The sequence below is a fragment of the Methylocystis sp. S23 genome (assembly GCF_054106005.1).
Map to the genome: position 1 here is coordinate 1,738,508 of NZ_CM134185.1, position 25,807 is coordinate 1,764,314.

26 protein-coding genes, 1 tRNA gene and 1 pseudogene are annotated in these 25,807 nt (G+C 65.5%); 19 read left to right on the top strand and 9 right to left on the bottom strand.

What is annotated here, in order from left to right:
* The first annotated feature begins 538 nt into the window (after positions 1-538).
* From ACV7JP_RS08610 to ACV7JP_RS08625, 4 genes are all read left to right on the top strand, one after another.
* Positions 539-1,420 carry an S-methyl-5'-thioadenosine phosphorylase gene (locus ACV7JP_RS08610; protein WP_457798813.1) on the top strand — a complete coding sequence of 294 codons (882 nt, stop codon included), beginning with the start codon at positions 539-541 and terminating at the stop codon, positions 1,418-1,420.
* 154 nt (positions 1,421-1,574) lie between these two features.
* Positions 1,575-2,102: an adenine phosphoribosyltransferase gene (locus ACV7JP_RS08615; protein ID WP_457799051.1), complete on the top strand. Its 528-nt coding sequence runs from the start codon at positions 1,575-1,577 to the stop codon at positions 2,100-2,102.
* Between the two features lie 265 nt (positions 2,103-2,367).
* The gene (locus ACV7JP_RS08620) at positions 2,368-3,888 is read left to right on the top strand and encodes a L,D-transpeptidase family protein (RefSeq protein ID WP_457798814.1); all 1,521 of its coding nucleotides are present in this window, start codon (positions 2,368-2,370) and stop codon (positions 3,886-3,888) included.
* A 75-nt stretch (positions 3,889-3,963) separates the two neighbouring features.
* The gene (locus tag ACV7JP_RS08625; RefSeq protein WP_457798815.1) at positions 3,964-4,284 is read left to right on the top strand and encodes a hypothetical protein; all 321 of its coding nucleotides are present in this window, start codon (positions 3,964-3,966) and stop codon (positions 4,282-4,284) included.
* Between the two features lie 19 nt (positions 4,285-4,303).
* On the opposite strand, the gene ACV7JP_RS08630 is transcribed toward ACV7JP_RS08625, so the two are convergent.
* From ACV7JP_RS08630 to ACV7JP_RS08645, 4 genes are all read right to left on the bottom strand, one after another.
* Positions 4,304-4,711, bottom strand: a complete 408-nt coding sequence (locus ACV7JP_RS08630; RefSeq protein ID WP_457798816.1) for a hypothetical protein — start codon at positions 4,709-4,711, stop codon at positions 4,304-4,306.
* Positions 4,712-4,897: 186 nt separating this feature from the next.
* Entirely contained in the window at positions 4,898-5,212 is a 315-nt protein-coding gene (locus ACV7JP_RS08635) for a hypothetical protein (RefSeq protein ID WP_457798817.1), read from the bottom strand.
* Positions 5,213-5,287: 75 nt separating this feature from the next.
* Positions 5,288-6,871 (bottom strand): flavin monoamine oxidase family protein, encoded by a 1,584-nt coding sequence (locus ACV7JP_RS08640; RefSeq protein WP_457798818.1) that lies wholly within the window; start codon positions 6,869-6,871, stop codon positions 5,288-5,290.
* A gap of 154 nt (positions 6,872-7,025) precedes the next feature.
* Positions 7,026-7,346, bottom strand: a complete 321-nt coding sequence (locus tag ACV7JP_RS08645; protein ID WP_457798819.1) for a Kazal-type serine protease inhibitor family protein — start codon at positions 7,344-7,346, stop codon at positions 7,026-7,028.
* A gap of 498 nt (positions 7,347-7,844) precedes the next feature.
* On the opposite strand from ACV7JP_RS08645, the gene rplU reads away from it, so the two are divergent.
* The 6 genes from rplU (at position 7,845) to ACV7JP_RS08675 (ending at position 11,531) form a co-directional block, all read left to right on the top strand.
* The gene (gene rplU / locus ACV7JP_RS08650) at positions 7,845-8,147 is read left to right on the top strand and encodes a 50S ribosomal protein L21 (RefSeq protein ID WP_457798820.1); all 303 of its coding nucleotides are present in this window, start codon (positions 7,845-7,847) and stop codon (positions 8,145-8,147) included.
* 57 nt (positions 8,148-8,204) lie between these two features.
* Complete coding sequence (gene rpmA, locus ACV7JP_RS08655; protein ID WP_457798821.1) at positions 8,205-8,471, top strand: 50S ribosomal protein L27; 267 nt, start codon at positions 8,205-8,207, stop codon at positions 8,469-8,471.
* A 191-nt stretch (positions 8,472-8,662) separates the two neighbouring features.
* Entirely contained in the window at positions 8,663-9,265 is a 603-nt protein-coding gene (locus ACV7JP_RS08660; RefSeq protein ID WP_457798822.1) for a GNAT family N-acetyltransferase, read from the top strand.
* A gap of 6 nt (positions 9,266-9,271) precedes the next feature.
* Entirely contained in the window at positions 9,272-10,333 is a 1,062-nt protein-coding gene (obgE, locus tag ACV7JP_RS08665) for a GTPase ObgE (RefSeq protein ID WP_457798823.1), read from the top strand.
* A gap of 199 nt (positions 10,334-10,532) precedes the next feature.
* Positions 10,533-10,916 (top strand): DUF2946 family protein, encoded by a 384-nt coding sequence (locus tag ACV7JP_RS08670; RefSeq protein WP_457798824.1) that lies wholly within the window; start codon positions 10,533-10,535, stop codon positions 10,914-10,916.
* 177 nt (positions 10,917-11,093) lie between these two features.
* The gene (locus ACV7JP_RS08675; RefSeq protein ID WP_457798825.1) at positions 11,094-11,531 is read left to right on the top strand and encodes a hypothetical protein; all 438 of its coding nucleotides are present in this window, start codon (positions 11,094-11,096) and stop codon (positions 11,529-11,531) included.
* Positions 11,532-11,571: 40 nt separating this feature from the next.
* On the opposite strand, the gene ACV7JP_RS08680 is transcribed toward ACV7JP_RS08675, so the two are convergent.
* Complete coding sequence (locus ACV7JP_RS08680; RefSeq protein ID WP_457798826.1) at positions 11,572-12,234, bottom strand: O-methyltransferase; 663 nt, start codon at positions 12,232-12,234, stop codon at positions 11,572-11,574.
* Positions 12,235-12,440: 206 nt separating this feature from the next.
* Here ACV7JP_RS08680 and ACV7JP_RS08685 point away from each other — a divergent pair, with 206 nt between their 5' ends.
* Complete coding sequence (locus ACV7JP_RS08685) at positions 12,441-12,809, top strand: hypothetical protein (protein WP_457798827.1); 369 nt, start codon at positions 12,441-12,443, stop codon at positions 12,807-12,809.
* Positions 12,810-12,894: 85 nt separating this feature from the next.
* Here ACV7JP_RS08685 and ACV7JP_RS08690 read toward each other — a convergent pair whose 3' ends face one another.
* Both ACV7JP_RS08690 and ACV7JP_RS08695 read right to left on the bottom strand, forming a co-directional pair.
* A complete protein-coding gene (locus ACV7JP_RS08690; RefSeq protein WP_457798828.1) occupies positions 12,895-13,062 on the bottom strand; it encodes a ribosome modulation factor in 168 nt (55 codons plus the stop codon).
* Positions 13,063-13,086: 24 nt separating this feature from the next.
* The gene (locus tag ACV7JP_RS08695) at positions 13,087-14,919 is read right to left on the bottom strand and encodes a M3 family oligoendopeptidase (protein ID WP_457798829.1); all 1,833 of its coding nucleotides are present in this window, start codon (positions 14,917-14,919) and stop codon (positions 13,087-13,089) included.
* A 272-nt stretch (positions 14,920-15,191) separates the two neighbouring features.
* Here ACV7JP_RS08695 and ACV7JP_RS08700 point away from each other — a divergent pair, with 272 nt between their 5' ends.
* From ACV7JP_RS08700 to ACV7JP_RS08710, 3 genes are read left to right on the top strand one after another with little or no spacing between them, the layout of a single operon-like run.
* A complete protein-coding gene (locus ACV7JP_RS08700; RefSeq protein WP_457798830.1) occupies positions 15,192-16,691 on the top strand; it encodes a sigma-54-dependent transcriptional regulator in 1,500 nt (499 codons plus the stop codon).
* A 42-nt stretch (positions 16,692-16,733) separates the two neighbouring features.
* The gene (locus ACV7JP_RS08705) at positions 16,734-17,213 is read left to right on the top strand and encodes a glutathione peroxidase (protein ID WP_457798831.1); all 480 of its coding nucleotides are present in this window, start codon (positions 16,734-16,736) and stop codon (positions 17,211-17,213) included.
* A complete protein-coding gene (locus ACV7JP_RS08710) occupies positions 17,210-17,494 on the top strand; it encodes a hypothetical protein (protein ID WP_457798832.1) in 285 nt (94 codons plus the stop codon). Before ACV7JP_RS08705 ends, ACV7JP_RS08710 begins: the two co-directional genes overlap by 4 nt.
* Positions 17,495-17,575: 81 nt before the next feature.
* Here ACV7JP_RS08710 and ACV7JP_RS08715 read toward each other — a convergent pair whose 3' ends face one another.
* Positions 17,576-19,696 carry a carbohydrate porin gene (locus ACV7JP_RS08715; RefSeq protein ID WP_457798833.1) on the bottom strand — a complete coding sequence of 707 codons (2,121 nt, stop codon included), beginning with the start codon at positions 19,694-19,696 and terminating at the stop codon, positions 17,576-17,578.
* Between the two features lie 215 nt (positions 19,697-19,911).
* Here ACV7JP_RS08715 and ACV7JP_RS08720 point away from each other — a divergent pair, with 215 nt between their 5' ends.
* The 3 genes from ACV7JP_RS08720 to ACV7JP_RS08730 all read left to right on the top strand — a co-directional run bounded on the left by ACV7JP_RS08720 (position 19,912) and on the right by ACV7JP_RS08730 (position 23,364).
* Entirely contained in the window at positions 19,912-21,357 is a 1,446-nt protein-coding gene (locus ACV7JP_RS08720) for a circularly permuted type 2 ATP-grasp protein (RefSeq protein WP_457798834.1), read from the top strand.
* A gap of 134 nt (positions 21,358-21,491) precedes the next feature.
* Positions 21,492-22,439: an alpha-E domain-containing protein gene (locus ACV7JP_RS08725; RefSeq protein ID WP_457799052.1), complete on the top strand. Its 948-nt coding sequence runs from the start codon at positions 21,492-21,494 to the stop codon at positions 22,437-22,439.
* A 94-nt stretch (positions 22,440-22,533) separates the two neighbouring features.
* Positions 22,534-23,364: a transglutaminase family protein gene (locus ACV7JP_RS08730; RefSeq protein WP_457799053.1), complete on the top strand. Its 831-nt coding sequence runs from the start codon at positions 22,534-22,536 to the stop codon at positions 23,362-23,364.
* 128 nt (positions 23,365-23,492) lie between these two features.
* On the opposite strand, the pseudogene ACV7JP_RS08735 reads toward ACV7JP_RS08730, so the two are convergent.
* Positions 23,493-23,750, bottom strand: a pseudogene (locus ACV7JP_RS08735) (transposase); the annotation flags it as partial.
* Between the two features lie 266 nt (positions 23,751-24,016).
* Between ACV7JP_RS08735 and ACV7JP_RS08740 the strand changes: the two are divergent.
* Positions 24,017-24,091, top strand: a tRNA-Thr gene (locus ACV7JP_RS08740).
* Between the two features lie 80 nt (positions 24,092-24,171).
* Positions 24,172-25,794 (top strand): DUF6538 domain-containing protein, encoded by a 1,623-nt coding sequence (locus tag ACV7JP_RS08745; protein ID WP_457798835.1) that lies wholly within the window; start codon positions 24,172-24,174, stop codon positions 25,792-25,794.
* The last annotated feature ends 13 nt before the right edge of the window (positions 25,795-25,807 follow it).

Sequence of the window (25,807 nt, forward strand, 5' to 3'; positions counted from 1 at the left end):
CCGCGCCGTGACGCGATGATGCGCTCGCGTGATGGGCGGCAGGCTTGGAAGCGACGGATGCTGCAGGGGCAAGGAACTAAGAGCGGCAACGCCCCAGTCCCAAGGCGATGGGTCCCTAACACAGCGAATTTTGCGGCGCAACCCTGTCCGGCGCCCAGAATTCGCGCGCGAAAGCGCTTGGGCGGTCGCGATGTTGCGGCGCAAATGACCCCATGCGAAAGCGGCTTCGCCACGCCGCGCATCGCTTTGCGCGCGCGAGTCGCTGGTTTTCCGGGCAGTGCGGGCGGGCGCCGCGAAAATAATCAGCCCGGGCGGCGGCCGCCCGTCGCGGCGGATCGCCCGGATCGGGCTGCGGCATTTTGACAAAAGGCGACGGCGCCCAGCGCGATCGGGCGGCGGGAGGGAATTTCCTCGTCCTTCGAGACGTGAGCCTCGCTTGCGCCTCGGGACGAGGTAACCTCCGCGACGCGCGATTTTGATTTCGGCGCGGGGACGGATAAGTTCGCCGTCGTCGCATTTTTCGATTATGGAGGGGCGCATGACGCGCGCGGTCGTCGGCATCATCGGCGGATCAGGGGTTTACGATTTGCCCGGCGCCGAGAACGTCCGACGCGAGCGCGTGACGACGCCCTGGGGCGAGCCTTCGGACGAACTGGTCTTCGGCGAGATTGGCGGCACGCGGGCGGTATTCCTGCCGCGCCACGGAAGGGGTCATCGTCTCTCGCCCTCGACGATCAACTATCGCGCCAATATCGACGCGCTGAAGCGCGCCGGCGTCACCGACCTCATCTCGGTCTCCGCCTGCGGCTCGTTCAAATCGCAATTTTTTCCAGGACTCTTCGTGCTCGTCGACCAGTTCGTCGACCGCACTTTCGCGCGGCAATCCTCCTTCTTCGGCGACGGCTGCGTGGCGCATGTCTCCATGGCGCATCCGATCGCGCCGAGGCTCTCGGCCCGCATCGCGAAGGCCGCGCGCGACGAGCGAATCGAGATCGCGGAAGGCGGCACGTACGTTTGCATGGAAGGCCCGCAATTCTCGACCTACGCCGAATCGCTGCACTACAAAGCCAGCGGCTTCGACCTCATCGGCATGACGGCGATGCCGGAGGCGAAGCTCGCGCGCGAGGCGGAGATTTCCTACGCCACCATCGCCATGGTCACGGATTTCGACTGCTGGCATCCCGAGCATGACCATGTGGACGTCGCGTCCGTGATCGAGATCGTGCGCAAGAACTCCGCCGCCGCGGCTCGGCTCGTCGCCCGCGTGCTGAAGGATTTCCCGCGGGAGCATGAGCCCTGTCCCATCGGTTCCGACCGCGCGCTGGACAACGCCATTCTCACGGCGCCGGAAGCGCGCGATCCGGAACTGCTGAAGAAGCTCGACGCGGTGATGGCGCGGTTGAACGCAAGGTCGGCGTGAGCCGGGCGCGACGCCGAAACAGGCGGGCGGCCTCGGCGCTTCTCCTGAAATCCTTGGAGCCGAGCCGTCTTGCGTGTATGCAGCTTGGCTGCGCGCGCCAGCGCGGGCTCAGCCTATGCTTGAGCATGTCATAGACGACGATCAAAGGTTCGCCATGCCGTTACGCGCCGCCATCCGCACCATTCCGGACTATCCGAAAAAGGGCATTCTCTTCCGCGACATCACGACGCTGCTCGGAGACGCCAAGGCGTTCCGCAAGGCGGTGGACGAGCTGGTGCAGCCCTGGGCTGGCGCGAAGATCGAGAAGGTCGCCGGCATGGAGGCGCGCGGCTTCATTCTCGGCGGCGCGGTCGCCCATCAGCTCTCGGCGGGCTTCGTCCCGATTCGCAAAAAAGGCAAATTGCCGCACAAGACTGTGTCCGTGTCCTATGAGCTGGAATACGGGACCGACGAGATGGAGATGCATGTCGACGCCGTCGCGCAAGGCGAGAAGGTCATCCTCGTCGACGACCTCATCGCCACGGGCGGCACCGCCGAAGGCGCGATCCGGCTTCTCCAGAAGATGGGCGCCAAGGTGGTCGCGGCCTGTTTCGTGATCGACCTGCCGGACCTCGGCGGCGCGAGAAAGATCGAGGCGCTGGGCGTGCCGGTGCGCACCCTTGTCGCCTTCGAGGGGCATTAGTGGTTTCGTCACTCGAATTGTCGGGCTTTTTGTTGATGTTTTCCACCGTCATTGCGAGCCTTTTCTCGAAGTCGGGTATACCCGACTTCGCAATACTGGCGAAGCAATCCAGAGCCCCGGTGACGCCCCTGGATTGCTTCGCTTCGCTCGCAATGACGGCCGCGAATGAACGTCCTCCAAAAAGCCCGTCAATTCGACTGATGCAGGTCACTAGGGAGACATCGCCAGCCGGCGGCCGCGCCTATAGGATTGAACCACAAAGCTTATGAAGCCGCGTTCCACCTATCTCCTTTTGGCGGCCGTTACGCTGGGCGCGCTCGCCATGGGCGTCGCGGCGCTGCGTTTTCTGCCGGCCGCGGGCGGGCGCGGCGGCGGGTCGCCGAACAAGGCGGCCATTCTCGGCGCGCCGCATCCGGCCGGCGGCTCGATCCTGCCCGGCCTGCGCCGCGCGGCGGCGCCCCCGGCGCAGGAGCCTATCCCCGCGCCTGTTCTTCCCGCTTCTCCGCCGCCTGCGCCCGTCGCGGCCTTGCCGCCCCAAACCGCGCCGCCGCCCGCGGCCGCGACCCTCGACGAAAAGCCCGCCCCGATCGCCGAGGCGCCGCCGCTCGAACAGGAGACGGGCGTTGAGGGCGTCGTGTCCTTCCCGCCCGTCGCGCCGGTCCCGCCTCAGCGGCCCGGCGACATCCAAGCCGCCGAGACCGTCGCGCCGCTGCCCCCGACTCGCCCGAGCGATCTCGCCGCGCTCGAAGCGCCGCCCGAACAGCCGGCCCCCGCCGCGCAGGCGGCGCCTGCCCAGCCCCAAGCCGCGCAGCCACAAGCCGCGCAGCCACAAGCCGGCCAGCCGGCGGGTTCGTCCTGGTTTCCGCAATGGCCGTCCGCTTCCCAGGCGCCTGCCGAACCGCCGCAGACGGCCGCCGCTCCCGCGCCCAATTACATTGACGCGCCCCTGCCGCCAGCGCGCCCGGCCGACCTCGACAAGCTCGCGGCGCTCGCCCCGGCAAAGGAGGCTCCCGCCGCCGCCCCGGCGCAGACGCCCGCCGCTCCGGCGCCCGCAGAGGCCGCCGCGCCCGCCGGCCCGCAGGTCGCCCGCCTGCCCGAGCCGACGCTGCGGCCCGCGCCCGACGACGCCTTCCAGCCGCCGCCGCCGAAATTCGGCATGGGCGATCCGGTCTTCGTGCGCATCTTCAAGCAGGAGGGACAATTGGAGCTGTGGCTGAAGAAGAACGGCCGCTATGCGCTCTACAAGACCTTCCCGATCTGCAAATGGTCCGGCCGGCTCGGGCCGAAAGTGAAAGAGGCGGACTACCAGTCGCCCGAAGGCTTCTACAGCGTTTCGGCCAAGCAGTTGAACCCGCATTCCAACTATTACCGCGCCTTCAATGTCGGCTATCCCAACGCCTTCGACCGCCAGAACGGCCGCACCGGGGGGCTCGTGATGGTGCACGGCGCCTGCAAGTCTGTGGGCTGCTTCGCCATGACCGACCGCGGCATCGAGGAAATCTACGGCTTCGTCGAAGCGGCGCTGAAAGCGGGACAGAAGGACATTCCCGTCCATATCTTCCCTTTCCGCATGACGGAAGGGAACATTGCGCGCGAAACCGGCGGCGGCTGGCTCTCCTTCGTCGGCGGCGGCAATTATCAGCAATGGGCGGGGTTCTGGAAAAACCTCAAGGAAGGCTACGATATTTTCGAGCAGACCGGTCAGCCGCCCGTCGCCTTCGCCTGCGGCGACCATTACGAATTCGACGGCGGCTCCAGCGCCTGCCGGCGCGTCGCGGGCTGGTGACGTTCAGACCCGCTTCAGCCGGCGCGGCTATGTTTGACGAGAAGGCGCGTCGGCGCCTCGATAAAGGGAAACGCCATGCCGCTCGGGAAAACGCCGCCCGCCAAACGCCTCGCTCTCCTCGCCGCCGCCTTGACCACGCTTCTCGCCGCGTCCGCCGCGCAGGCCGGCCCCAATGTTCCGCTCTGCCTCTCCCTGCAGAACAGCTATAATGTCTGCATGCAGCAGGCGCGGCGCCAGAACGCCTGGGACGGCTATGGCCATGGCTGGGACGGCGGCGGCTGGGACGATGGTTACGATTATTATCGCGGACAGCGGCGCCAACGGCGCGCCCTCTCCAAACAGGCCGAATGCGCCCGCTGGCTCTACGCCATTCAGCAGAACAATTGCGTGCGGTGAGGGCGCGAGCGGCGCATATCTATAACGCGCCGCCGATCTTGCGCGCCGTCGCGATCAGGTCGTCGCGCGACAGCAGCCTGTCCTGCTCCGGATCGTGAACGACCGCCCCGAAGGCGTCGGCCAACGCCGCGCAGACGGCGATGGCGGCGTAATGCTCGCGCGGATCGCCCGCCCAGCGGAATGTCATCGCGACATCCCGCGCGCCGAGCGCGGCGGCGAGAGCGGGCGGCGGGCTTTCAATCTCGCCGAAGCGCAGATCGAAACCGGCGTCCTCGCCGTCGAGCGTGCAGGAAACATAGCCCTTGGCCGCGAAGGGCTTGTAGGAATCCTCCACGACGAGCTTGAAGCCGAGCGCCTTGACGGCGGCCTGAAGCGCCGTGCGATCGGGAACGCTCGCGCGTTCGAGACAGGCTTTCGCGCGCGCCATTATTTCTCCTTTCATACCGGTTCATTCTTGTGCGCCGTCATTGCGGCCGGAGCGAAGCAATCCAGAGCCGCGATGACGCTCTGGATTGCTTCGTCGCATTTTTCGAAGTCGGGCATGCCCGACTTCGCATATGCTCCTCGCAATGCGATGCGAGCATTGTCGCGAAGCGATCCGGCGGAAGCCGTATCAGAGATCGACGAAGACGAATTTATTGGCCTTGAGCGTCGGAAAATTGTCGCGCAGCGCTTTCGAGATTTTTCCGACAAGCGTCTTGTCGCCCGCAGCCGAGGGACCGACGAAATCGGTTCCCGCCATCCAGGTTTCGAAGAAGCAATGAAGCGTCGCGTCGTAATCGACGCCGGTCGGATTCGCGGTCTTGTCGACGAGAGCGGCCACGCCGTCCCTGCTCACTTCGAGACGCCAATCCCGATCGTCAACCACCGATCCGAGGAGCCGCGCGATGTCGGCGTCCGTCCATTCGCCTTTCAGATCCACGGCCATGACTGTCCGCCTCCGCACATAATGTCGCTATCCGCGAAGACGAAGCATGTTGCGGGCCAGGGCGCGAGGACGCCGTCACGCGTCGGCGCGCCTGGCGAGAAGCCGGCTGTTGGCCGCGAGAGAGAATTCCCGCCATGCGGCGGCGACGTCGCGCAGCGTCGCCGACACATAATCCTTCGAGAGACGGTGCTCCTGCGGAAAATTGGACAAGGCGCAGGACGTGCGGTTGAAGTCGATCACGGCGTCCAGAAAGCCCTGAATGAATCCGTCGAACGCCGCCTGCACGCGCGGCATGAGGTCGGAGCGTCCGCGTTCGATCGCGACGCAGGCAGGATCGAAGGGCAGTTCGTCGATCACCGCGAGAGCGTGAGCGAAAACATCCTCCATCGCGCCGAGCATGGCGCGCTGGGTCAGTTGGTCGCGCGCGCCATGCGACAAGGCGTGATGGAGCCGCTTGCGATAGTCCGCGAAGACCGGCTCGCGCTGCGACGCCACCCATTGGCGAAAGCGTTCGAGAGAGATTTGATTGACGCCGCTTTCGACCGGCGTATCCGACATCGTCATGACCGCAGCCTCCTGTCGCGCGGCGATCCGTTTCTCGATGCGCGCCGCCGCATTGAGCGCGCCTTCGACATAGCCGCCGCCCTCGCGCGCCGTCTCCGACGCGCCGAAATGAAGCCTCCCGCTCCAGAGAGGTTCGCTCAGAAGCGGCGCGCCATAATCGGGATGGGCGCCCGGCGGGACGCGGTCGGCGTTCGTGCAGGTGAAGGCTTCCGCCGCCCAGTCATGGACCTGAACCTCGCCGCCTTCGAGCGGCTTGCCGAACAGCGCCGAGAATTGATGCGCGGCGAGCATCGGCAGGCTGTCGCCGAACTTTTCGCGCAATTCCGGGGAGAGCGCGAAAAAGCCGCCGAGCGCCGCCCGCTTTCCGCTCGCGTCGCAGGCGTCGAAGACCTCGCCCAATATTGCGAGATCATGCGTGACGAAGGCGGCGCCTGACTGGCCGAAGGCGCGCCAGATCGGCGAATCGGCGAAACCCATGACAGCCTTGGCCTGCGCCGCCATCCATGTCGGCGCGTCGCGCATCGCGGCGAGCAGGTCGGCGGGCAGCACCGGCGCGAAGTCGACCCTTTCCGCAAGGAGCCTCGGCGGGACGGCGAGCGCGACGCGGCGGGCGGCGACGCCGACTTGCCTCCCGCCGACGTCGAACCGCAATTCGACATGGTCTGTCATGTCCCGCGCGGCGCGCAGAACATGGCCGAGACGTATCGCGCCGGGCGGAAGCCTTCCAGCGAGCGCCTCGACCAGCGACGCCATTCCGCCCTCGAGCCGTCGCGCCCCGTCATGGAGGCCGGGCGCGGCGCGGATGACGGGCGGCGCCTTCGCGTCGGCCAAGTACAGCGCCGAGCCCGGGTCGTGCTGGTCGAAGGCTTCGAGGCCCAACTCCTCGATCAATGTGCAAATGGCCGGCTGCGTCCGCGGCCAGAACCAAGTTGGGCCGAGATCGAGCCGCAGGCCGGCTGTCCGATTCTCGACAGAAAGGACGCGCCCGCCGAGCCGCCCGCGCGCTTCGAAAAGGGCGATTGACGCCCCGCGCGCCAAGCTGCGCGCGAGCGCGAGACCGCAAATTCCGCCGCCGACAATCGCGACATCCAGCATCGGGCGCGCCCCTTCGGGAGGCGCCATCGCAAGCGGCGTGCCGAGGCGCGGGGCCGTCCGGTGAAGGCTTCCTCGCCCTTCGAGACGCCGCCTCCGGCGGCTCCTCAGGACGAGGAAGCCTTCACCGGATTTCGCTGCGCGTCCGGCTCAGCGCCTATTTGCCATAACCGGGACAGGCGCCGTCGGACTTCTTGGCGACTTTCGCGGCGCGGCGCTCGCAGTCATTGCCGTAGGTCTTGCCGTCGCATCCGCAGACAGGCCGGAACTCCCGCGTGCAGAAAGTCGGAACGCTGACGCAGGTCCCGGCGATGTCGGCGCCGCCGCATCTATCGGGCTCCGGATCGCACCAGAGATCCTTGTCGCAGGGGATTCCGGCGATTCCGCCGCATATTTCGCCGATCTTGGCGGCCGACGCCGGAAGGGTGAAGGCAAAAAAGCCGATAGCGGCCACGGCCGCGCGCAACATCTTCTTCATGGCAATGCTCCAAATAAGGTTATATGAAAGCCGCCAAGGACAACGCGGAACGCCGCGCGCGCCTTCCCAGGCAATCGGGCGAACAACGATCTCGAGCGGTTAGCCGCCCCATACCTCCCCTTTACGGGGAGGTCGGCTGTCGAAGACCGCCGGGTGGGGTTTGCGCCGCCATAATAGTGGCGGGCTTGACCCCACCCGACCCTGCTTCGCAGAGCCACCCTCCCCGTAAAGGGGAGGGATTCGTTCATGCCCGGCATTCACCCGATTGCCCTGCGCGCGCTCCCGCGCCCCATTGACAAAAGCGGCGCCCGCGGGCTAAGTGTCTGGCGCTACGGCGCGGCGGTTTCGCCGCGCTTTTCATTTGCGCTTTCCGCGCAAAAGCACCGGTCCAACTGCCAAGAAGCCGGCCCGCAGCGCATCGCGCCCAGAAAGTTGCAGACTTTTTGGGCCGCTCCATGCGAAAATTGCGAGAGCCGGGCTCGAACACAGGGAAAAACGATGTTCGCAGTCATCAGAACCGGCGGCAAGCAATATAGCGTGTCCGCTGGCGATATCATCACCGTCATGGCGCTCGACGGCGCGCCGGGCGACAAGGTCACCTTCGACGAGGTGTTGATGGTCGGGGGCGACTCCCCCCGGATCGGCGCCCCGACCGTGGCGGGCGCGAGCGTCTCCGGCGAGATCGTCGAGCAGGCGCGCAGCCCGAAGTCGATCGCCTTCAAGAAGCGCCGCCGCCAGAACTCCAAGCGCAAGCGCGGTCATCGCCAGGACTTGACGCTGGTCAAGATCCTTTCGATCTAAAAACGGAATTCGAGGCGGCCCCGGCGCCGCCGCAAAGGAACAAGTCGGAGCAGGACAATGGCTCACAAGAAAGCGGGCGGCTCGTCGCGTAACGGCCGCGACTCGGACGGCCGGCGCCTCGGCGTCAAGAAATTCGGCGGCGAATCCGTCGTGGCCGGCAATATCATCGTGCGTCAGCGCGGCACCAAATGGCATCCCGGCCGCAATATCGGCATGGGTAAGGACCACACGCTCTTCGCTCTTGTCGACGGCGTCGTGGAATTCAAATCGGTCCGCGGCCGCTCCAGCGTCGCCGTGGTCCCGGCCGCGCAGGCCGCAGAGTAAGGCGGACGGATCGAGATCGACCCGCCGCCGGTCCTTCCCCGGCGGACAGGTCTCGACCCCGCGCAAGAAGCTGAAAAGCTTCCAAGCGAAATGTCCGGAAAAGGCCCAACTGGGCCGATAGGGGAAAGCGGCCGACGCTTTCCCCTTTGTCAAATCCGGGGCCGCATTCGGTCTTTCGCTTGGAGCCTTTTATGTTTCCCGAGATTACCCACGACGACGTTTTCAGGCTGGAGACGGAGCGGATGTGGCTGCGCTGGCCGCGCGCCGCCGACGCGGAGGCTTTGGCGCGGCTCGCGGGCGATCCGGCCGTTTCCTCGCAAACCGCCTCCATCCCCCACCCCTACAATATTGCGGACGCCGAGCAGTTCGTCCGCCGGGCGCGCGCGGAAAACGAATCCGGCCAGGGGCTCGTGCTGGCGCTCGCCTTGAAGCGCCAGCCCAATGAGGCGATCGGCGTCATCGGCGCCCATGGATCGGACTTTCGAGGGACCGCGCTGCTGGGCTATTGGCTCGGCCGCGAATTCTGGGGCCAGGGGTTGATGACGGAGGCCGCGTGCGTTTTCGTCGATCTGGTGTTCGGGATGACGTCGCTCGGGGAAATCGTCGCGGATGCGCTGCCCGGCAACGCCGCGTCGCGGCGGGTCCAGGAGAAGCTCGGCTTCGCGACCCTCGGGGAAATCGAGATCGACGCGCCGGCCCGCGGCGGACGAGTGAAGGTCGTGCGCACGCGGCTGACGCGCGGCGGCGCGCATACCGCTTTCGGCGCGCGGCGGCCCAAACTGACCTCCACGTGAGCTGACATGAAATTTCTGGATCAGGCCAAGGTCTATGTGCGCTCCGGCGACGGCGGCGCGGGCTGCGTCTCCTTCCGGCGCGAGAAGTTCATCGAGTTCGGCGGGCCGGACGGGGGCGACGGCGGCCGTGGCGGCGATGTCGCGGCCGAATGCGTGGACGGCCTCAACACGCTGATCGACTATCGCTACCAGCAGCATTTCAAGGCTAAGACCGGCATGCACGGCATGGGCAAGAACCGCGCCGGCGGACGCGGCGCCGACGCCGTGCTGAAAGTGCCGGTCGGCACGCAGATCTTCGAAAAGGACGAGGAGACGCTGATCGCCGACCTCACCGAGGTCGGCCAGCGCGTGGTGATCTGCAAGGGGGGCAATGGCGGCTTCGGCAACGCCCATTTCACCACCTCGACCAACCGCGCCCCCCGCCGCGCCAATCCCGGTCAGCCGGGCGAGGAGCGCACCATCATATTGCGCCTCAAGCTCATCGCCGACGCCGGCCTCGTCGGCCTGCCCAACGCCGGCAAGTCGACCTTCCTCGCGAGCGTCACGGCGGCGAAGCCCAAGATCGCCGACTATCCCTTCACGACCCTCCATCCCGGCCTCGGCGTCGCGCGCCAGGACGGGCGGGAATTCGTTCTGGCCGACATTCCGGGCCTGATCGAGGGCGCCCATGAGGGCCATGGCCTCGGCGACCGCTTTCTCGGCCATATCGAGCGCTGCCGCGTGCTGCTGCATCTCGTCGACGCCGCCGGCGCGCACGCCGGCAAGGACTACAAGACCGTGCGCGGCGAACTCGCCGCCTATGGCGCGGGGCTGGACGAGAAGCCCGAGATCGTCGCCCTCTCCAAGATCGACGCCGTCGATCCCGAACATTTGAAGAAGCAGCGGGAGCGCCTGAAGCGCGCCATCGCCAGCGCCGGCCCGCCGGCTGGAAGCCGGCGAGGGCTCCTGACCCTGTCCTCGGCGACGGGCGCCGGCGTCGCCGACGCCCTGCGGGCCGTCCGCGCCGCTATCGACATTTCCCGGACGGAGGAAAGCGCCGCCGAGGCGTCCCCGGAATGGCGCCCCTGAGCTCCTCCTGGCCGGATGGAGGCCGGGTTGTCCTGCGGAGCAGGGCCGGGTTGGATCGAGCCCCGCCATATTATGGCTGCGGGACGGCCGCCCTCCCGTAAAAGGCTGATCGTCCAAGATCGTCGTTCGCCCGATTGTCCCAACTTGGCCGTTGGCCGCCATTGACCTTGACGGGGTCAGTGACTAGCTTTGTGTCGTCATGAACCCTCGCAGCGAAAAGACGCGGCATTTCGGCTCGACAGCGGCGACGCTGCTCGTCGCCTATCTGCTCATCCTGCAGGGTATCGCGGCCGGGGCCGTCACCAGCGCGCGCGGCGCGGCGCTCTTCGCCGACGCCATCTGCCTCAGCAAGGCTTCCGCTCCGCTCGACGGCGCGCCCATCCGTCCCTCCCGCCATGGCGACGCCTGCTGCGTCGTCCATCTCGCGGGCTTTGGCGGCGCGGCGGCGCCGTCGCCTTTCGTGGGCGAGATTCCGCCGGCGCTCACTTATGTCGAGGCGCGACTCGCCTTCGAGCATGCGCTGCCGAACGCCGAAGCCGCGACGCCGCCGCTTGGCTCGCGGGCGCCCCCTGGCCTGATCTGAAGCCCCGCCGCGGCCAGCGGCGTCGAATGGCGCTCCCCGCTCGCGCGGGCGCGCCGATGCAGGCAGCGTCTCCATCGGAAGTTGAGCTTTGAGAAACAGCTCTATCGCGGGGCGAGAGCACCCGCGCATATTCCGCCTAGCTGCGGCCGACTGGAGCGCCTTCAGTGACTTCGGATCATGGAACAGAAACCGCAAACGACGCGAAAGCCGGTCAAGACGGTCGCCCGCGTTTCCTCCCGCGAGCGTCGTTGCTCGCAAAATGGCAAGCTGACCGCCGCCGTTGACGGCTCCATCCGGGTTTCGCCCGAGCCGGCGGAAACGCAACCCGCTAAAGGCCGCGTCGAGGTGATGGAGATGTATTTCGGCGCGGACGGGCGCCCGGCCAAGCGCAAGAGCGTGGGCGCGGCGCGCGTCGCCCGGGCTTATGACGCCAAGGGCAATCAGGTCGAGGAGGCCTATTTTAACGCGGAAGGAAAGCCGACCGTCCCCAAGGACGTCGGCGCCGCCCGCATCGCCTGGCGCTATGACGAGGACGGCCGCCGCATCGAAGCGGCCTTCTTCGGCGCCGACGGCGCGCCGATCCGCCGCCCGCTCAAGCGGCCGGCGGAAGTCTGACGGAGAGGCCGCCCCCATATTCGCGGGCCCGGGGGCGCTCTCATTTCACCCGCGCGATCAGAAACCCGTCCCACCCCTTGGCGCCGACCGTCTGGATGGCGGTCGCCGTCACCCGGGGCTCGGCGGCGACGCGATCGAAGAGCCTGCGGGCGCCGAGTCCGCCATCGTCCTTCGTCGACGGATCGGCGACCGCGCCTTCACGCACGACATTGTCGACGATAATGAGCGCGCCGGGCCGGGACAGCTTCAGTGCCCAGTCGAAATAGGCGGCGTTGTTCGCCTTGTCCGCGTCGATGAAGGAAAGGTCGAACGGCCCCGGTTCCTCGGCCTCGATCCTCGGCAATAAGTCGAGCGCCGCGCCGACGCGAAGATCGACCTTCTCCGACACGCCTTCCCGAGCGATATTTTCGCGCGCGACCTCGGCGTGGCGGGGATCGAACTCAATGGTGACGACCATGCCGCCTTGGCCCAGCGCGCGGGCGAGCCAGATGGTCGAATAGCCGCCGAGCGTGCCGATTTCGAGAATGCGCCGGGCGCCGATCGACCCGGCGAGCAGATGAAGCAATTTGCCCTGGGGGGCCGAAACGTCGATCGCCGGCAGGCCGGCTCGCCGGTTGGCCTCCGACGTCGCGGCCTGTCCCTCCGCGGGCGCGATCAGCTTGCCCGCGATATAATCATCGACCTTTCGCCATTCGTCAGTCATCGACGCGCCTCCTCATGCGATCGGAATCCTACTTTAGATGACTTCGAATTTATTTGACCTTGAGCGCTTCTTCGTGCCAAGTGCCGCCGTTCTCGCTCGCATCACGCGGCGAAACAGGGAAGGCGTGACGGCCCCGTTTCTCGAGCACAGTCTTCCCTGTGGCCGACGAATCCGCCAGCACGCCGAAATCTATGGGAGCGAAACAGATGATCAAGCTTGCTTTGACCACGGCTGTCGCCGTCGTGGCCTTCAGCGCCTCGGCTTTCGCCGCGGGCTTCAGCGTCACGGAGATCGCTACGTCGGGCATCAAGCGCGCCAACGGCGCCTGGACGCTGACGACGGAAGGCGACAAGGTCAGCGGCAAGGCCGACCTGCAGCTCGATAACGGCTCGGTCGTCACCTACAAGCTCGATGGCAAGATCGAGGGCGGCGTCTACACGCTGAACCTTACCGACCGCACCGACGGCAAGAAGGACTGCGTCTGGACCGGCAAGCCGAATGAGAGCGGCAAGGTCTATGAGGGCCCCGTGACCTGCGGCAGCGAGAAGTTCTCGATCCGCGCCGGCGCGCAATAAGCGGTCCACGATCCCGGATCGCCAAACGCCGGCCTTTGGCCGGCGTTTTAATTTGGAGTCCGTTTTTGCAGCGGCGGCCGTCCCTTCAAGGCACGCCGTCCACATGGAGATCGTCGGCGCGTTTGGCTTTGTCCCAGCCTTCGATCCAGAGCTTTCGCCTTTCGTCTTCGGCCGCATAGGGGCAATCCTCACGCGCCCGTCCGCGCTCAAAGGCGTCAATCCCTTGCTCGAAGGCGCTTCTTTCCTTTTCCATTTCCGCGCCTTTCGGCCTCGCCTCTTATTCCTCCATCGCCTCCAGCTCGCCGATGAGCCCCTCGATCATTTCGAGGCCGATGTTCCAAAAGGCCGGATCGCGCGCGTCGAGACCGAAGGGTTTCAGCAGCTCGTCATAAGGCTTGGCGCCGCCCGCCTCCAGCAGCGCGAAATAGCGCTCGGCGAAACCCTCATGCGCCTTCTGATAGACGCCATAGAGCGAATTCACCAGGCAATCGCCGAAGGCGTAGGCGTAGACGTAGAAGGGCGAATGGATGAAATGCGGGATATAGGCCCAGAAGGCCTCATAGCCCGGCCCCAAGCGGATCGACGGGCCGAGGCTGTCGCCCTGCACGCTCATCCAGATATCGCAGATCTGATCGGCGGTGAGCTCGCCGTCGCGGCGCGCCGTATGCACCTTCCGCTCGAAAGCGTAGAAGGCCATCTGGCGCACGACGGTGCTCAGCATGTCCTCGACCTTTGAGGCGAGGAGCGAGCGCCGCTGGGCCTTGTCCGCCGCCTGGGCGAGCAGCGAGCGGAAGGTCAGCATCTCGCCGAAGACGGAGGCCGTTTCCGCAAGGGTCAAGGGAGTAGGCGCCATCAGCGCGCCCTGGCGCGCCGCGAGCACCTGATGCACGCCGTGGCCGAGCTCATGCGCGAGCGTCATCACGTCGCGCGTCTTGCCCTGGAAATTGAGCAGCACATAAGGATGCGCCGACGGCACGGTCGGATGCGAGAAGGCGCCCGGCGCCTTGCCGGGACGCACCGGCGCGTCGATCCATTTCTTGTCGAAGAAATCGCCGGCGATCTCGGCCATGCGCGGCGCGAAGCTCTTATAGGCGGAGAGCACGACGCCGCGCGCCTCCTCCCAGGAGTAGCGCTTGCTCGGCGCGGCCGGCAGCGGCGCGCTCCGGTCCCAATAATCGAGCGCGTCTTTTTTGAACCACTTGGCCTTGAGCTTGTAATAGCGATGCGAGAGCCGAGGATGCGCGTCGCTCACGGCTTTCGCCAGCGCTTCGACAACCTCGCGCTCGACGCGATTGGAAAGATGCCGCGAATCGGCGACGTCCTGAAAGCCGCGCCAGCGGTCGGATATCTCCTTGTCCTTGGCGAGCGTGTTGGTGATGAGGGAAAAGGTCCGAAGATTGGCCTTCAGCGTCGCGCCGATCGCCTGCGCCGCCTCCTTGCGCTTCGCTTCGCGCGGGTCCTGCATGAGATTGAGGACCGGCTCGATCGCCAGCTCCTCGCCGTCGACCTTGAAGCGCAGCGAAGCGATGGTCTCGTCGAAGAGCCGGTTCCACGCCGCCGCGCCGGAGATGTATTTCTCATGGAAGAGCTCTTCGAGCTTGTCGTCGAGCTCATAGGGCTTTTCCTTGCGGATGTCTTCGAGCCACGGCTTCCAGCGTGACAGCGGCGCCTTGTCGGCGGCGGCGAGGAGCGTCGCGTCGTCGAGACGATTAAGCTCGAGCTGGAAGAAGAGGAGCTGCGCCGAGGCGTTCGTGACCTTCTCCTGCACGTCGCCATAAAATTTGGCGCGCGCGGGATCGGTCGTGTCGCCGCTATAGAGAAGCCCGGCATAGGACATGAGCCGGCCGAGCAGGTCCTGCAAGGCTTCGTAGCGCGCGAGCGCCGCCCCGAGCGTCGCGCCGGCCTCCGCGCCGCCGGCGAGCGCGGCGAGATTGCCGCGATAGTCCCTGCCGAATTGCGCCACCTCCCCGGAAAGACGCGCGAGGTCCGCCTTCAGTTGCGGCGAGTCGACTCCTGGATATAGATCCGCGAGATTCCATTCGGGCAAAGTCTCGGAAGGAGCCGCCTCGGCTTCGGCCGGAGAGCGAGTGACGTGCGGGAGGAAGCGCATGGGGGAAACCATCTGCAAGCGTTCGGGACGGACCGCCCTTTCATATGTGCAAAGCCCAAGCGCGATCAACCCGAAGCGGTGGAGGCTTCTTGCGCGCCGGGCTCGAACGGCGCCGTATCGGTTGGGAATTTTCGCGCGCCGTCGCCCCTTCGCGTCCCATAGTGGGGCGCGGCCCTGCGCAAGTTAACCCGCCCTTTACCCTGTTTGGCAAGGATAGCGCGCTGACAAAATCGACTCCCCGCGGCGACGCCGGCGGGGGCGCCAGGAACGCGATGACATCCATTATTCTGATTGCCGACGACGATCCGGTTCAACGCCGCCTGCTCGAGGCCATGGTCACGCGCTTCGGCTATGAGGCGGAAACGGTCGAAGGCGGCGAGCAGGCGCTTGCGCGCCTCACGCGTCCCGGCGCCGCGCCGGTCGCGCTGCTGATCCTCGATCTCGTCATGCCGGATCTCGACGGCATGGGCGTCTTGACGCGCATGCGCGACGCCAAGATCGGCGCGCCGGTCATCGTGCAGACGGCGCATGGCTCGATCGAGGCGGTGATCTCCGCCATGCGCGCCGGCGCGCATGATTTCGTGGTGAAGCCGGTCGGGGCCGAACGCCTTCAGATCTCGATCAAGAACGCGCTCTCCGCCGACGCGCTCGCGGGCGAGATCCGCCGCATCAGCCGCCGCGCCCAGGGCAGCCTCACCTTCAAGGATCTGATCTCGCGCAGCCCCGACATGCAGCGCGTGATTCGCCTGGGCGAGCGCGCGGCGCATTCCAACATTCCGGTGCTGATCGAGGGCGAATCGGGCGTCGGCAAGGAGCTGGTCGCGCGCGCGATCCAGGGCGGCTCCGACCGCAAGGGCAAGCCCTTCGTCACGGTGAATTGCGGCGCGCTGCCCGCCAATCTCGTCGAGTCGATTCTCTTCGGCCATGAAAAGGGCGCTTTCACCGGCGCGACGGAGAAGCATACGGGCAAGTTCCTTGAGGCAAATGGCGGCACGCTCTTCCTCGACGAGATCGGCGAATTGCCGCTCGATATTCAGGTCAAGCTTCTGCGCGCATTGCAGGAGGGCGAGATCGATCCGGTCGGCGCCAAGCGCCCCGCGCGCGTCGACATCCGCCTCGTCTCGGCGACGAATCAAAATCTCATCGAGCTGGTGAAGCGCGGGCAGTTCCGCGAGGATCTGTTCTATCGCCTGAACGTCTTCCCGATCGGCATTCCGCCTCTGCGGGCGCGGCGCGAGGACATCGCCGATCTCGCCCGGCGTTTCGCGGCGCGCTTCGCGGCGGAAGAGGGCCGCAATATTCGCGGCGTCACGGCCGAGGCGCTCTCGCTGCTTGCAAGCTATGACTGGCCCGGCAATGTGCGCCAGCTCGAAAACGCCGTGTTCCGCGCGGTGGTGCTCGCCGACGGCGACGAGCTGACGGTCGCCGAGTTTCCGCAAATCGCGGCGCATGTCGACGGCTACGACGTCCGCGTGCCGCCCGCGCCGGCATTCGCGCCCGCGGCGGATCCGCCGCGCGAACGCGAGATCGTGCGCGTCGAGATCCGCGACCCCAATGTGCTGCCGCTTCTCGCCAATAATGGCGAGATGCGCAAGCTCGACGAATTGGAGAAGGAGACGATCCGCTTCGCGCTGACGCATTATCGCGGGCAGATGTCGGAGATCGCGCGGCGTCTGGGCATCGGCCGCTCGACTCTTTATCGAAAGATGAAGGAATACGGCCTCGAAGAAGAAGGGACGGAGTCCGGCGCCTCGGACAGCCTGGTGGCGTGAGACGAGAATTTATGCGAGCCTCCGGCCCAAAAGGAGGCGCGCATGGCGACGCTTTACGATATCGAGGCCAGGACCATCGACGGCGAGACCAGGTCCTTGCGCGACTATGCGGGCAAGACGCTGCTCATCGTCAATGTCGCGAGCAGATGCGGCTTCACGCCGCAATATGCCGGGCTCGAGGCGCTCCATGAGAAATTCGCCGACAAGGGCCTCGTCGTTCTCGGCTTCCCCTGCAACCAGTTCGGCGCGCAGGAGCCGGGCTCGGAAAGCGAGATCGCGTCCTTCTGCTCCGCGACCTATGGCGTGAGCTTTCCCATGTTCGCCAAGATCGACGTCAATGGCGACAACGCCCATCCGCTCTACAAGCTTCTGAAGCGCGAGGCGCCGGGCATTCTCGGCTCCGAGGCGATCAAATGGAACTTCACCAAATTCCTCGTGGACAAAAACGGCAAGGTGGTGAAGCGCTATGCGCCCACCGATGCGCCGCAATCGATCGAGAAGGACATAGAGGCGGCGCTGTGAGCGCGACGATCTCGGTCACGCGCGCCGGCGCCGGCGATCCGCTCGTCTTCGACGTCACGATCCGAGAGGGAGCGGGCGAGACGCGCCATCGCGTGACGCTGGCGCGGAGCGAAGTCGCGCGGCTCGGCGCGGGGGCCGAAGCCGAAGCGATTCTGGAAGCGGCTTTCCGCTTCCTGCTCGATCGCGAGCCCAAGGAATCGATTCTCTCCGGCTTCGACGTCAGCGCGATTTCGCGCTATTTTCCGGAGTTCGAAAAGCGTCTGCCAGATTATCTGGGTTAGCCCGTCATTGCGAGCGCAGCGAAGCAATCCAGAGCCTCGTCACGGCCCCTGGATTGCTTCGCTGCGCTCGCAATGACGGCGTCAGAACGCCGCGCGATAGCGCAGGCCGAACACATTGATCGGTCCGCGCGCGGCGTTATGCGCCGGATTGACGAGAAGCTGGTAGTCGAAAGTGACGTCCATATTCTTGCCGAAGCCGAGCTTGTAATAGGCTTCCATATTCTTCTCGCCCGCATAGGAAAGCGCGCCGTCGCCAATATAGACGCTCGTGCCGCCCAGCGCGAAATAGCGCACGCGGTCGCCGTGCAGGCCGCTCAAGGCGCCTGCGAGGCCGATCTCGTCGTCGTCGCGGCCCCATAGCGCGCCGCCCGCGACAAGGCCCATGGAGAGCTGCCGGTCGACATCGGTGTAGTCGACGGTCTCGTAGCGCCCGTCGTCCATGCTCGCGCGCAGGAAAAAGCCGAGATGCGGCATGAGCTGCTGCTTGACGTTGATTCCGCCGCCGGTCTTCACCGCGCGGCGGCGCGCCGTGTCGAAGCGCGGGGGGAAGTCGCCGGTGAGAAAGGAATAGTTGATCGCGTCGCCGACCTTGGTGAGATACCCATTGTCGCCATAGAAAAGAAATTTGATCGCGCCGGGCTCGCCGAAAAGCTCGTATCGCGCCTCCAACTCGCCGATGCTCATGAACTGGCGGAAGAGCTGCGGCTCGATGTCGACGCCGTTCGGAACGGTCGAGAGCTGGAAGACGCCGCCGCGCGCCGTCCACCAATCCTGCTTCCATTCGACGGCGAGGCCATGCGTATAGCCCCAGGAGTCGGCCGCGTAATCGAGCGCGCCCATCGAATTGAAGGCGAAGTTCAGAAAGCCCGTCGTCGGGTCGTGCGCGTAGATATTGTCGTCGAAGACGTCGCCCACCGCGAATTTGCCGAGAGTGACGACGAGGCGGTTCCGATCGACGAGACCCGAAATCTGGTTCTGGGTCGATTCGAGCACCTCGCTGTGCGAACCTTCGTCCGGATCGCGCTCCTTGCGGCCGTCGCCGAGCCCGATGATCTGGCGCAGAAAATAGCGCTGGAAGCGCATATAGGGCCCGGCGCGTCCGACCTTGGCGACGGCGCCGTTCACATAGGCGGCCGCGCCCACGGAATTGGCGAGGCCATATCCGATGTCGACCTCCGGATTGAGATAGACGGCGCCGCCTTCCCAAAGCCGCAGGCCGGCGAAGATATTGGAGGTGGAGCCGACATTGGCGAGACCGCCGGAAGGAAAGCTGTTGGGCCCGTCATAGGCGGCGCGGAATCGCGGATAGGCCTGCGCGACATTGGTGGTCTGGGCATGGACGCTGTATTGCTCCTCCTTGCCCTCGCCGGCGCCATTGCCGTTCGTATGCTGGCCATATTGAATGGCGCCGGGAATCTCGTTCTTTTCGCCGAAATGATAGTTCAGGCCGAAACGCAGAATATGGTTCTCGTTGCGGATGCGCGAATAATAGGTAGACCCCGCGCCGTCGTCGAAAATCTGCGTGTTGAGCGACTGGCTGAGGAAGAGATATTCCGCGCGCGCCGACCAGGCGTCGGCGAAGGCGTATTCGAGGCCCGCGCCCACCGCATATTTCATGCGCGACGATTGCGACCATGGCGCGGCGAAGGTCGCGCCGTTGATCGCGAGCGTCGAGGGGCCGCGCGCGCCGCCCGCCGCGACGCCGCCCGTGAGGTAGACCAGCGCGCGGTCGAAGGCGACGCCGGCGCGGCCGCGAATGGTGGCGAAGAAATTGGCGCTCGACAGCGGCGTCAGCGCGAAGACCGGCGGATCGGCGTAGACCGGCGACGAGACGAAGGCCCCGTTCGGCGCGCGCCTTCCGTCGAGCAGGCTGAAATCGGTCTCAAAGCCCCAAACCCAGGGGCCGCTCCGCCAATTATAGCCCGCCTGTGCGCCGGCCGTGACGCCGGCGCGCGCATTCGACATCGGATAAAGATCGAAAGCGGATGAGATGAAGCCGGCCCCCGCCTGCACGCGCTCGCCGCCATGGAGGGGAACGCCCGCTCCGAGGCTCGCGCCCACATAGAGGCCCGCCCAGTTGAAGAGCGGCGGCGGGGGCTCGGCTGCGCGAGCGGCGGGCCCGGCCAGCGCGCAAGCCGCCGCGGCGAATGCGCGCGCGGCGTGCGAACCCCGACATGCGGCGACTCGTCGCGAAGCCTTCATACACGCCGTCTACCGCAGAAAACAAAGAGGAGGAACGGCTGTCCCTCCGGACGTCCTTCCATCCAGCCGGATAAATCTTCACTGTGTGAATCCTGTGACAGCGCGGACGCCCAGCCCGGCGGCCGGCTGGCACGCTTCTTGTGTCATGTCCCTGCAGCGTGACGCCGAAGCGCTCGTAAGAGAAGCGCGCGCGGCAGAGAGAGGAGCGTCGACAAGTGGATCATCGCGTGACGCAATTCGACGAAATGGGCGGCGCCGACGGCGCGACCCGCGCTCCCTATCAAAAGCTTTCCCAATGGCTCGCCGCGACGCCGCCGGCCCTCCTCGCCTCGCGCCGCGAACAGGCCGAGCTGCTCTTCCGGCGCATCGGCATCACCTTCGCCGTTTACGGGGCGCAGGAGGCCACCGAGCGCCTCATCCCCTTCGACATTCTGCCGCGCATCATCGCCCGCAGCGAATGGACGGCGCTGGAAAAAGGCCTCGTCCAGCGCGTCACGGCCCTGAACCTTTTCCTCAAGGACATTTACGGCAAGGGCGAAATCCTCAAGGCCGGCAAGGTTCCGAGCGAGCTCGTCTACGGCAATCCCGGCTATTGCCCGGAGATGGCGGGCCGCCGCGTGCCGCACGACGTCTATGTCCATATCGCCGGCGTCGACATCGTGCGCACGGACGATCACGGCTTCTACGTGCTGGAGGATAACGCCCGAACGCCGTCCGGCGTCTCCTACATGCTCGAAAACCGCGAAGTGATGATGCGGCTCTTCCCCGATCTCTTCGCCATGCACCGCGTGGCGCCGATCGAGGACTACCCCGACGAATTGCTGGCGACGCTGCGCTCCGTCGCGCCGCCCAAGGCGTCGAGCGAGCCGACCATCGCGCTGATGACGCCCGGCCAGTTCAACTCGGCCTATTACGAGCATTCTTTCCTCGCCGACAAGCTGGGCGTCGAGCTCGTCGAGGGGCGCGATCTCTTCGTCAGGGACGACGTCGTCTATATGCGCACGACCGAGGGGCCGCGCCGCGTCGACGTCATTTATCGCCGCATCGACGACGATTTCCTCGATCCGCTGACCTTCCGTCCGGATTCGGCGCTCGGCGTCGCCGGCCTCATCGGCGCCTATCACGCAGGCAATGTGACGCTCGCAAATGCAGTCGGCGCCGGGGTCGCCGACGACAAGGCGATGTATACCTACATGCCGGACGTCATCCGCTTCTATCTCGGCGAGGAGCCGCTGCTGCAGAATGTCCCGACCTGGCGCTGCCGCGAGCCGGAGGCGCTTGCTTACGTCCTCGACCATCTCGAAGAGCTGGTGGTGAAGGAAGTGAACGGTTCGGGCGGCTATGGCATGCTGGTCGGCCCGCACGCCTCCAGGGCGCAGGTCGAGGAGTTCCGCGCGAAGCTGAAAGCGCATCCGGACAATTTCATCGCCCAGCCCACGCTCGCGCTCTCGACCTGTCCGATCTCCGTGGCGCAGGGCGTCGCGCCCCGCCATGTCGATCTGCGGCCCTTCGTCCTTTCGGGCGCCAATGGCGTGCGCGTCGTGCCGGGCGGCCTCACCCGCGTCGCCATGACCGAGAAATCGCTCGTGGTGAATTCCAGTCAGGGCGGCGGGACCAAGGACACCTGGGTGATCGACGACGCAATCATGGGGCAGGCCTGATGCTCGACGGCGCGCGCTCTTTCGAGGAATTCGAGCGGCGCAGCCAGGACGCCGAGGCCGCTCACATTCTCCCCGCCGCTCTCGCGACGATCAGGCAAGACATCAGCCGCGAGCGCGCGCAAACGGAACGCCCCATGCTGTCAAGCACCGCCGACAATCTCTATTGGCTCGCGCGCTACATGGAGCGCGCCGACTTCCTGGCGCGCGCCATCGAGGCCTCGCGGCGCCTCGCGGCGCTGCCCAAGGCCTATGGCGGCGAGGATACGGAATGGGGCAGCGTGCTGCTCTCCTCGGGGGCCGCGGTCGCCTTCGAGAAGACCGGCAAGCCCGTGACCGAGGCGAATGTCGTCGAGTTCCTCACCTTCTCCCGCGAGAATCCGAGCTCCATCCGCAACTGTCTCGAAAGCGCGCGCACCAACGCCCGCGCCGTGCGCACCGCGCTGACGGTGGAGATGTGGGAGGCGATCAACGGCGCCTATCTCGAATTGAAGGCGATGGAGGCGCGCCGCGGCGCCTATTCGTCGGACGAGCTCGGCCGCTTCCTGGAATTCGTGAAACAGACCTCGCTCACCTATGACGGCGGCGCCTATCGCACCATGCTGCGCAACGACGCCTATTGGTTCTCGCGCGTCGGCCTCTTCGTCGAACGCGCGGACAATACGGCGCGCCTGCTCGACGTGAAATATCACGTGCTGCTCCCCGAGAAGGAAGTCGTCGGCGGCTCGCTCGATTATTTCCAATGGTCGGCCATTCTGCGCGCGGTCTCGGCGCATACGGCCTATCACTGGGTCTATCGCACCAGCATGAAGCCCTGGCTCGTCGCCGATCTTCTGATCCTGCGCCCGGAAATGCCGCGCTCCCTCATTTCCTGCTACGAGAGCATCGTGCGCAATCTCGACAGCCTGGCCCGCGCCCATGGACGCCAGGGCGCGGCGCAGCGGCAGGCGCGCAGCGTCTACGGCAAGCTCGAGACGCTCACCATGGAAAGCGTCTTCCAGGGCGGGCTGCACGAATTCGTGCAGAGCTTCATCAGCGAGAACAACCGGCTCGGCGCGCTGATCTCGGAGCAATATCTCTTCTGATTTCCGCCGCCTTTCCCATGGATAGATGGGTAAGGCGGCCCGCCGCGCGCTCCCCCTCGGCGCGCGGCGGCTTCTTCTTTCCGATGGACCGCACATGCGCATCCGCATCCGCCACGAAACGACCTATCGCTATCAGGAGCCCGCGAAATCCGCGATCCAGCATTTGCGCCTGACGCCGCGCAATTATGACGGCCAGCATGTGAAGGATTGGCGCATCGACGTCGATCGCGATTGCCGGCTGATCAGCGCCGAGGACGCCTTCGGCAATATCGTGCATCGCTTCACCGCGGACGGTCCCTTTGACTCCATCGCGACCATGGTCGAGGGCGACGTCACCACTTTCGATACGGCGGGCGTCGCCTCGGGCGCGCTTGAGCGCTTCCCGCCCATGCTCTATCTGCACGCGACGCCGCTGACGGCGCCGAGCCCGGCCATCGCCGATTTCGCCCGCGCCGCCACGGCGGGCGAAAACGGCGCGCTGGCGTCGCTGCACGCGCTGCTTTCGGCGATCTACGACAGAATGGAATTCGACGCCGACGCCACCCACGCCGCGACGACGGCGGCCGAGGCTTTCGAGCATGGCAAGGGCGTGTGCCAGGACTTCGCCCATCTCTTCATCGCCTGCGCGCGAGCGATCGGCGCGCCGGCCCGCTATGTCAGCGGCTATTACCTGCGCTCGGATGGCGAGGAGCAGGTCGCCGGCCATGCCTGGGCGGAGGCCCATGTGCCCGATCTCGGCTGGGTGGGCTTCGATCCGGCGCATGGCGTCTCGCCGGGCGAACGCCATGTCCGGCTCGCCATCGCCCTCGATTATCTGAGCGCGGCGCCGATCCGCGGCGCGCGCGCCGGCGGCTCCGGCGAGACCATGGAGGTCAAGGTGCGCATGGCGCCGACGCAGAGCCAGAGCCAGTCACAGTCTCAATAGGCGCGGGCTTCAGGCTTTCACGCCGCCTTGCCCTGGCCGCTCGCGGAGGCCGGGCCGGCGGCTTGGCCGCCTTGCGGCCAGCGCAGCCCGACCGCGTCATAGCGCAATCCGGCGGCGCCGCGCTTTTGCAGCGCCTCCACGACGCCCGGCCATACGCCCTTCTTTCCCCATCGGTGATAGCGCGTATAGGTTGTATACCATTTGCCGAATTCCGGCGGCAGCTCTCGCCAGGGCGCGCCCGTGCGCGCGATCCAGAAAACGGCTTCGAGAAAAAGCCGGTTGTCGCGGCCGCGGCATCCGGGGTCTCCCTCCTTCCCCGGCAGAAGCGGCGCCACGGCCGCCCAAAGATCGTCGGATAAAATCCTGTCAACCACCCCAGCCTCCATCATCGCCCGAAACGCGGCCAGCCCCCTGGCCGCAAACGCGCGGCGGGCTCGCGAAACGAGCGCCGCCGGCGCAAATCATCACGAATGAATGCTACTGTAGGTTGTATTCTTGTCAACACGGCCTTCGCCATAAGGGGAAAGCCTGGCGGCGGGCCCGCTTAGGTCTGTTGGCCTGAAGATCCCGCGCGGCCCCGCGCTTGCGACTCGCGCCGCGCTGTGGCAAAAGGCGCTCGTCGTCGCTGGCCGCAGGCCTCGCGAACCTCAGCGCTGCAGTAGCTCAGTGGTAGAGCACTCCCTTGGTAAGGGAGAGGTCGAGAGTTCAATCCTCTCTTGCAGCACCATCCTATCCCATTGATAGACCGCAACCTTCTGGTTTTGTTGACCGTTCCGCAGCCACCTTGCTACACAAGGCTGCTACACAATGGTCCTCAGAATGGCCCGCCCAATTACCCGTAAAGGGACGAACAATCCCGCCTTTAGGAAGCGCATCCCCGAAGACATAAAGCGCATCCTCGACAAGCTCCCCGCCTCATACCGGCCTACCGGCTGGGGGAAGAATGAAATTGTCATCAGTCTAAGAACGCCTGACAAACGTAAGGCCGCTGCTGAACACGCGCGGATCAGTGCTGATGTCGAGGCCCGCTTTGCCGCCCTACGGGCTGGGGTAAAAGCCCTCAGCCAAAAGGAAGCCGTCGCCCTAGCGGGGACGATCTACCGGGCCTACGCCGAAAGCCTAGAGGACAATCCCGGCGCGGCTGAGAAATGGGAGAAGCTGCTTATCGGCAACGTCGTTGCAAAGGCTGGGAAGTTGGGCAGGGGACCGTTGCTCATAGGTCAAGAAGCTAAGCGGCGCGCTTCAATGGAGTCCCACTTCGGCCCACTCGTTGATGCAACTCTCGCTAAGGAATGTCTGCTCATCGATAATGATAGTAGAACACGTCTAATCGACGAGGTAGCAAGCGCTACGGACCAAGCCTATCTGAAGCTCCGAAAGAATGCCGAGGGCGACTACCGCCCCGACGAAGACGCCAACAGGTTCCCATCGTGGAATAACCCTGCAAGCAAACCCGGCAGGGAGAGCGGTAAAAAACTCACTCTGTCAGACCTATTCGAGCAATGGGCTAAACACCCTGAGCAAGCTGACCAAGCACCTAGAACAGTCAGCCGCTATCGTGGTGTCTTCGACGCCCTAGCAGCCTTTCTAAAAAACCCCGACGCTCGGAAAGTGACGACTGAAGACGTGCAGTCCTACATTGACGCACGCATGGCAGACGGGATGAAGCCTCGCACAGCAAGGGACGTGCAGAAGGCCGCACTGAACTCGGTTTATAACTGGGCGGTAGGCAAGAAGCTTGTCCCTGCAAACCCCGCTAAAGAAGTTCATATCAAGGTCAGGAAGCCCGCGCTTCTAAGGCAGAACGGATTGACCGACGAAGAAGCCAAGGCGCTCACCAAAGCTTGCCTTGCAATTCCTGCAACAGCCGCTCAAGGGACAATAGAAGCGGCACAACGCTGGCTTCCTTTGATTTGTCTTTATACCGGCGCACGGCGTGGGGAAGTTGCCCAGCTACGTAAGGAAGACATCAGACAGAGCCCCCTCCCACATTTCAAATTCACGCCTGATGCAGGAACGGTAAAGGATCGGGAGTTTCGAGAGGTTCCCGTCCACTCCCGACTGATAGAGCTTGGCTTCTTAGCGTTTGTGCAGTCTGCTAACGATGGGCCATTATTTTGTGACCCATCCAATAGACGAAACCAGAAGGCAAGCACGCCTCAAGCCGACCTCATGGGCTCTAAGGTTGTAGCTTGGTTGAGAGACGGCGTTCTTACCGATCCAAATTTGAAGCAGCCCCTCCATGCAATCCGTCACCGCTTTATAACCTGTGCAAGGCGCGTCGGCATTGAGGAGCAATATGTTGATGCAATGGACGGCCATTCGTCGGGCAGACAAGGAAGGGCCTACGGCGTCTATGAGCTTCTCGTCTTGCAGCGGGAGCTTGAAAAATTGAAACCAATTATTGTCGAAGGACAAGGGCGGTTTTGAGTGAGCATCAAAT

Excerpts from the sequence above, each read along its gene's own strand:
- ACV7JP_RS08610 (WP_457798813.1), top strand. The coding sequence starts at position 539 with ATGACGCGCGCGGTCGTCGGCATCATCGGCGGATCAGGGGTTTACGAT.
- ACV7JP_RS08615 (WP_457799051.1), top strand. The coding sequence starts at position 1,575 with ATGCCGTTACGCGCCGCCATCCGCACCATTCCGGACTATCCGAAAAAG.
- ACV7JP_RS08620 (WP_457798814.1), top strand. The coding sequence starts at position 2,368 with ATGAAGCCGCGTTCCACCTATCTCCTTTTGGCGGCCGTTACGCTGGGC.
- ACV7JP_RS08625 (WP_457798815.1), top strand. The coding sequence starts at position 3,964 with ATGCCGCTCGGGAAAACGCCGCCCGCCAAACGCCTCGCTCTCCTCGCC.
- ACV7JP_RS08630 (WP_457798816.1), bottom strand. The coding sequence starts at position 4,711 with ATGGCGCGCGCGAAAGCCTGTCTCGAACGCGCGAGCGTTCCCGATCGC.
- ACV7JP_RS08635 (WP_457798817.1), bottom strand. The coding sequence starts at position 5,212 with ATGGCCGTGGATCTGAAAGGCGAATGGACGGACGCCGACATCGCGCGG.
- ACV7JP_RS08640 (WP_457798818.1), bottom strand. The coding sequence starts at position 6,871 with ATGCTGGATGTCGCGATTGTCGGCGGCGGAATTTGCGGTCTCGCGCTC.
- ACV7JP_RS08645 (WP_457798819.1), bottom strand. The coding sequence starts at position 7,346 with ATGAAGAAGATGTTGCGCGCGGCCGTGGCCGCTATCGGCTTTTTTGCC.
- rplU (WP_457798820.1), top strand. The coding sequence starts at position 7,845 with ATGTTCGCAGTCATCAGAACCGGCGGCAAGCAATATAGCGTGTCCGCT.
- rpmA (WP_457798821.1), top strand. The coding sequence starts at position 8,205 with ATGGCTCACAAGAAAGCGGGCGGCTCGTCGCGTAACGGCCGCGACTCG.
- ACV7JP_RS08660 (WP_457798822.1), top strand. The coding sequence starts at position 8,663 with ATGTTTCCCGAGATTACCCACGACGACGTTTTCAGGCTGGAGACGGAG.
- obgE (WP_457798823.1), top strand. The coding sequence starts at position 9,272 with ATGAAATTTCTGGATCAGGCCAAGGTCTATGTGCGCTCCGGCGACGGC.
- ACV7JP_RS08670 (WP_457798824.1), top strand. The coding sequence starts at position 10,533 with ATGAACCCTCGCAGCGAAAAGACGCGGCATTTCGGCTCGACAGCGGCG.
- ACV7JP_RS08675 (WP_457798825.1), top strand. The coding sequence starts at position 11,094 with ATGGAACAGAAACCGCAAACGACGCGAAAGCCGGTCAAGACGGTCGCC.
- ACV7JP_RS08680 (WP_457798826.1), bottom strand. The coding sequence starts at position 12,234 with ATGACTGACGAATGGCGAAAGGTCGATGATTATATCGCGGGCAAGCTG.
- ACV7JP_RS08685 (WP_457798827.1), top strand. The coding sequence starts at position 12,441 with ATGATCAAGCTTGCTTTGACCACGGCTGTCGCCGTCGTGGCCTTCAGC.
- ACV7JP_RS08690 (WP_457798828.1), bottom strand. The coding sequence starts at position 13,062 with ATGGAAAAGGAAAGAAGCGCCTTCGAGCAAGGGATTGACGCCTTTGAG.
- ACV7JP_RS08695 (WP_457798829.1), bottom strand. The coding sequence starts at position 14,919 with ATGCGCTTCCTCCCGCACGTCACTCGCTCTCCGGCCGAAGCCGAGGCG.
- ACV7JP_RS08700 (WP_457798830.1), top strand. The coding sequence starts at position 15,192 with ATGACATCCATTATTCTGATTGCCGACGACGATCCGGTTCAACGCCGC.
- ACV7JP_RS08705 (WP_457798831.1), top strand. The coding sequence starts at position 16,734 with ATGGCGACGCTTTACGATATCGAGGCCAGGACCATCGACGGCGAGACC.
- ACV7JP_RS08715 (WP_457798833.1), bottom strand. The coding sequence starts at position 19,696 with ATGAAGGCTTCGCGACGAGTCGCCGCATGTCGGGGTTCGCACGCCGCG.
- ACV7JP_RS08725 (WP_457799052.1), top strand. The coding sequence starts at position 21,492 with ATGCTGTCAAGCACCGCCGACAATCTCTATTGGCTCGCGCGCTACATG.
- ACV7JP_RS08730 (WP_457799053.1), top strand. The coding sequence starts at position 22,534 with ATGCGCATCCGCATCCGCCACGAAACGACCTATCGCTATCAGGAGCCC.
- ACV7JP_RS08745 (WP_457798835.1), top strand. The coding sequence starts at position 24,172 with ATGGTCCTCAGAATGGCCCGCCCAATTACCCGTAAAGGGACGAACAAT.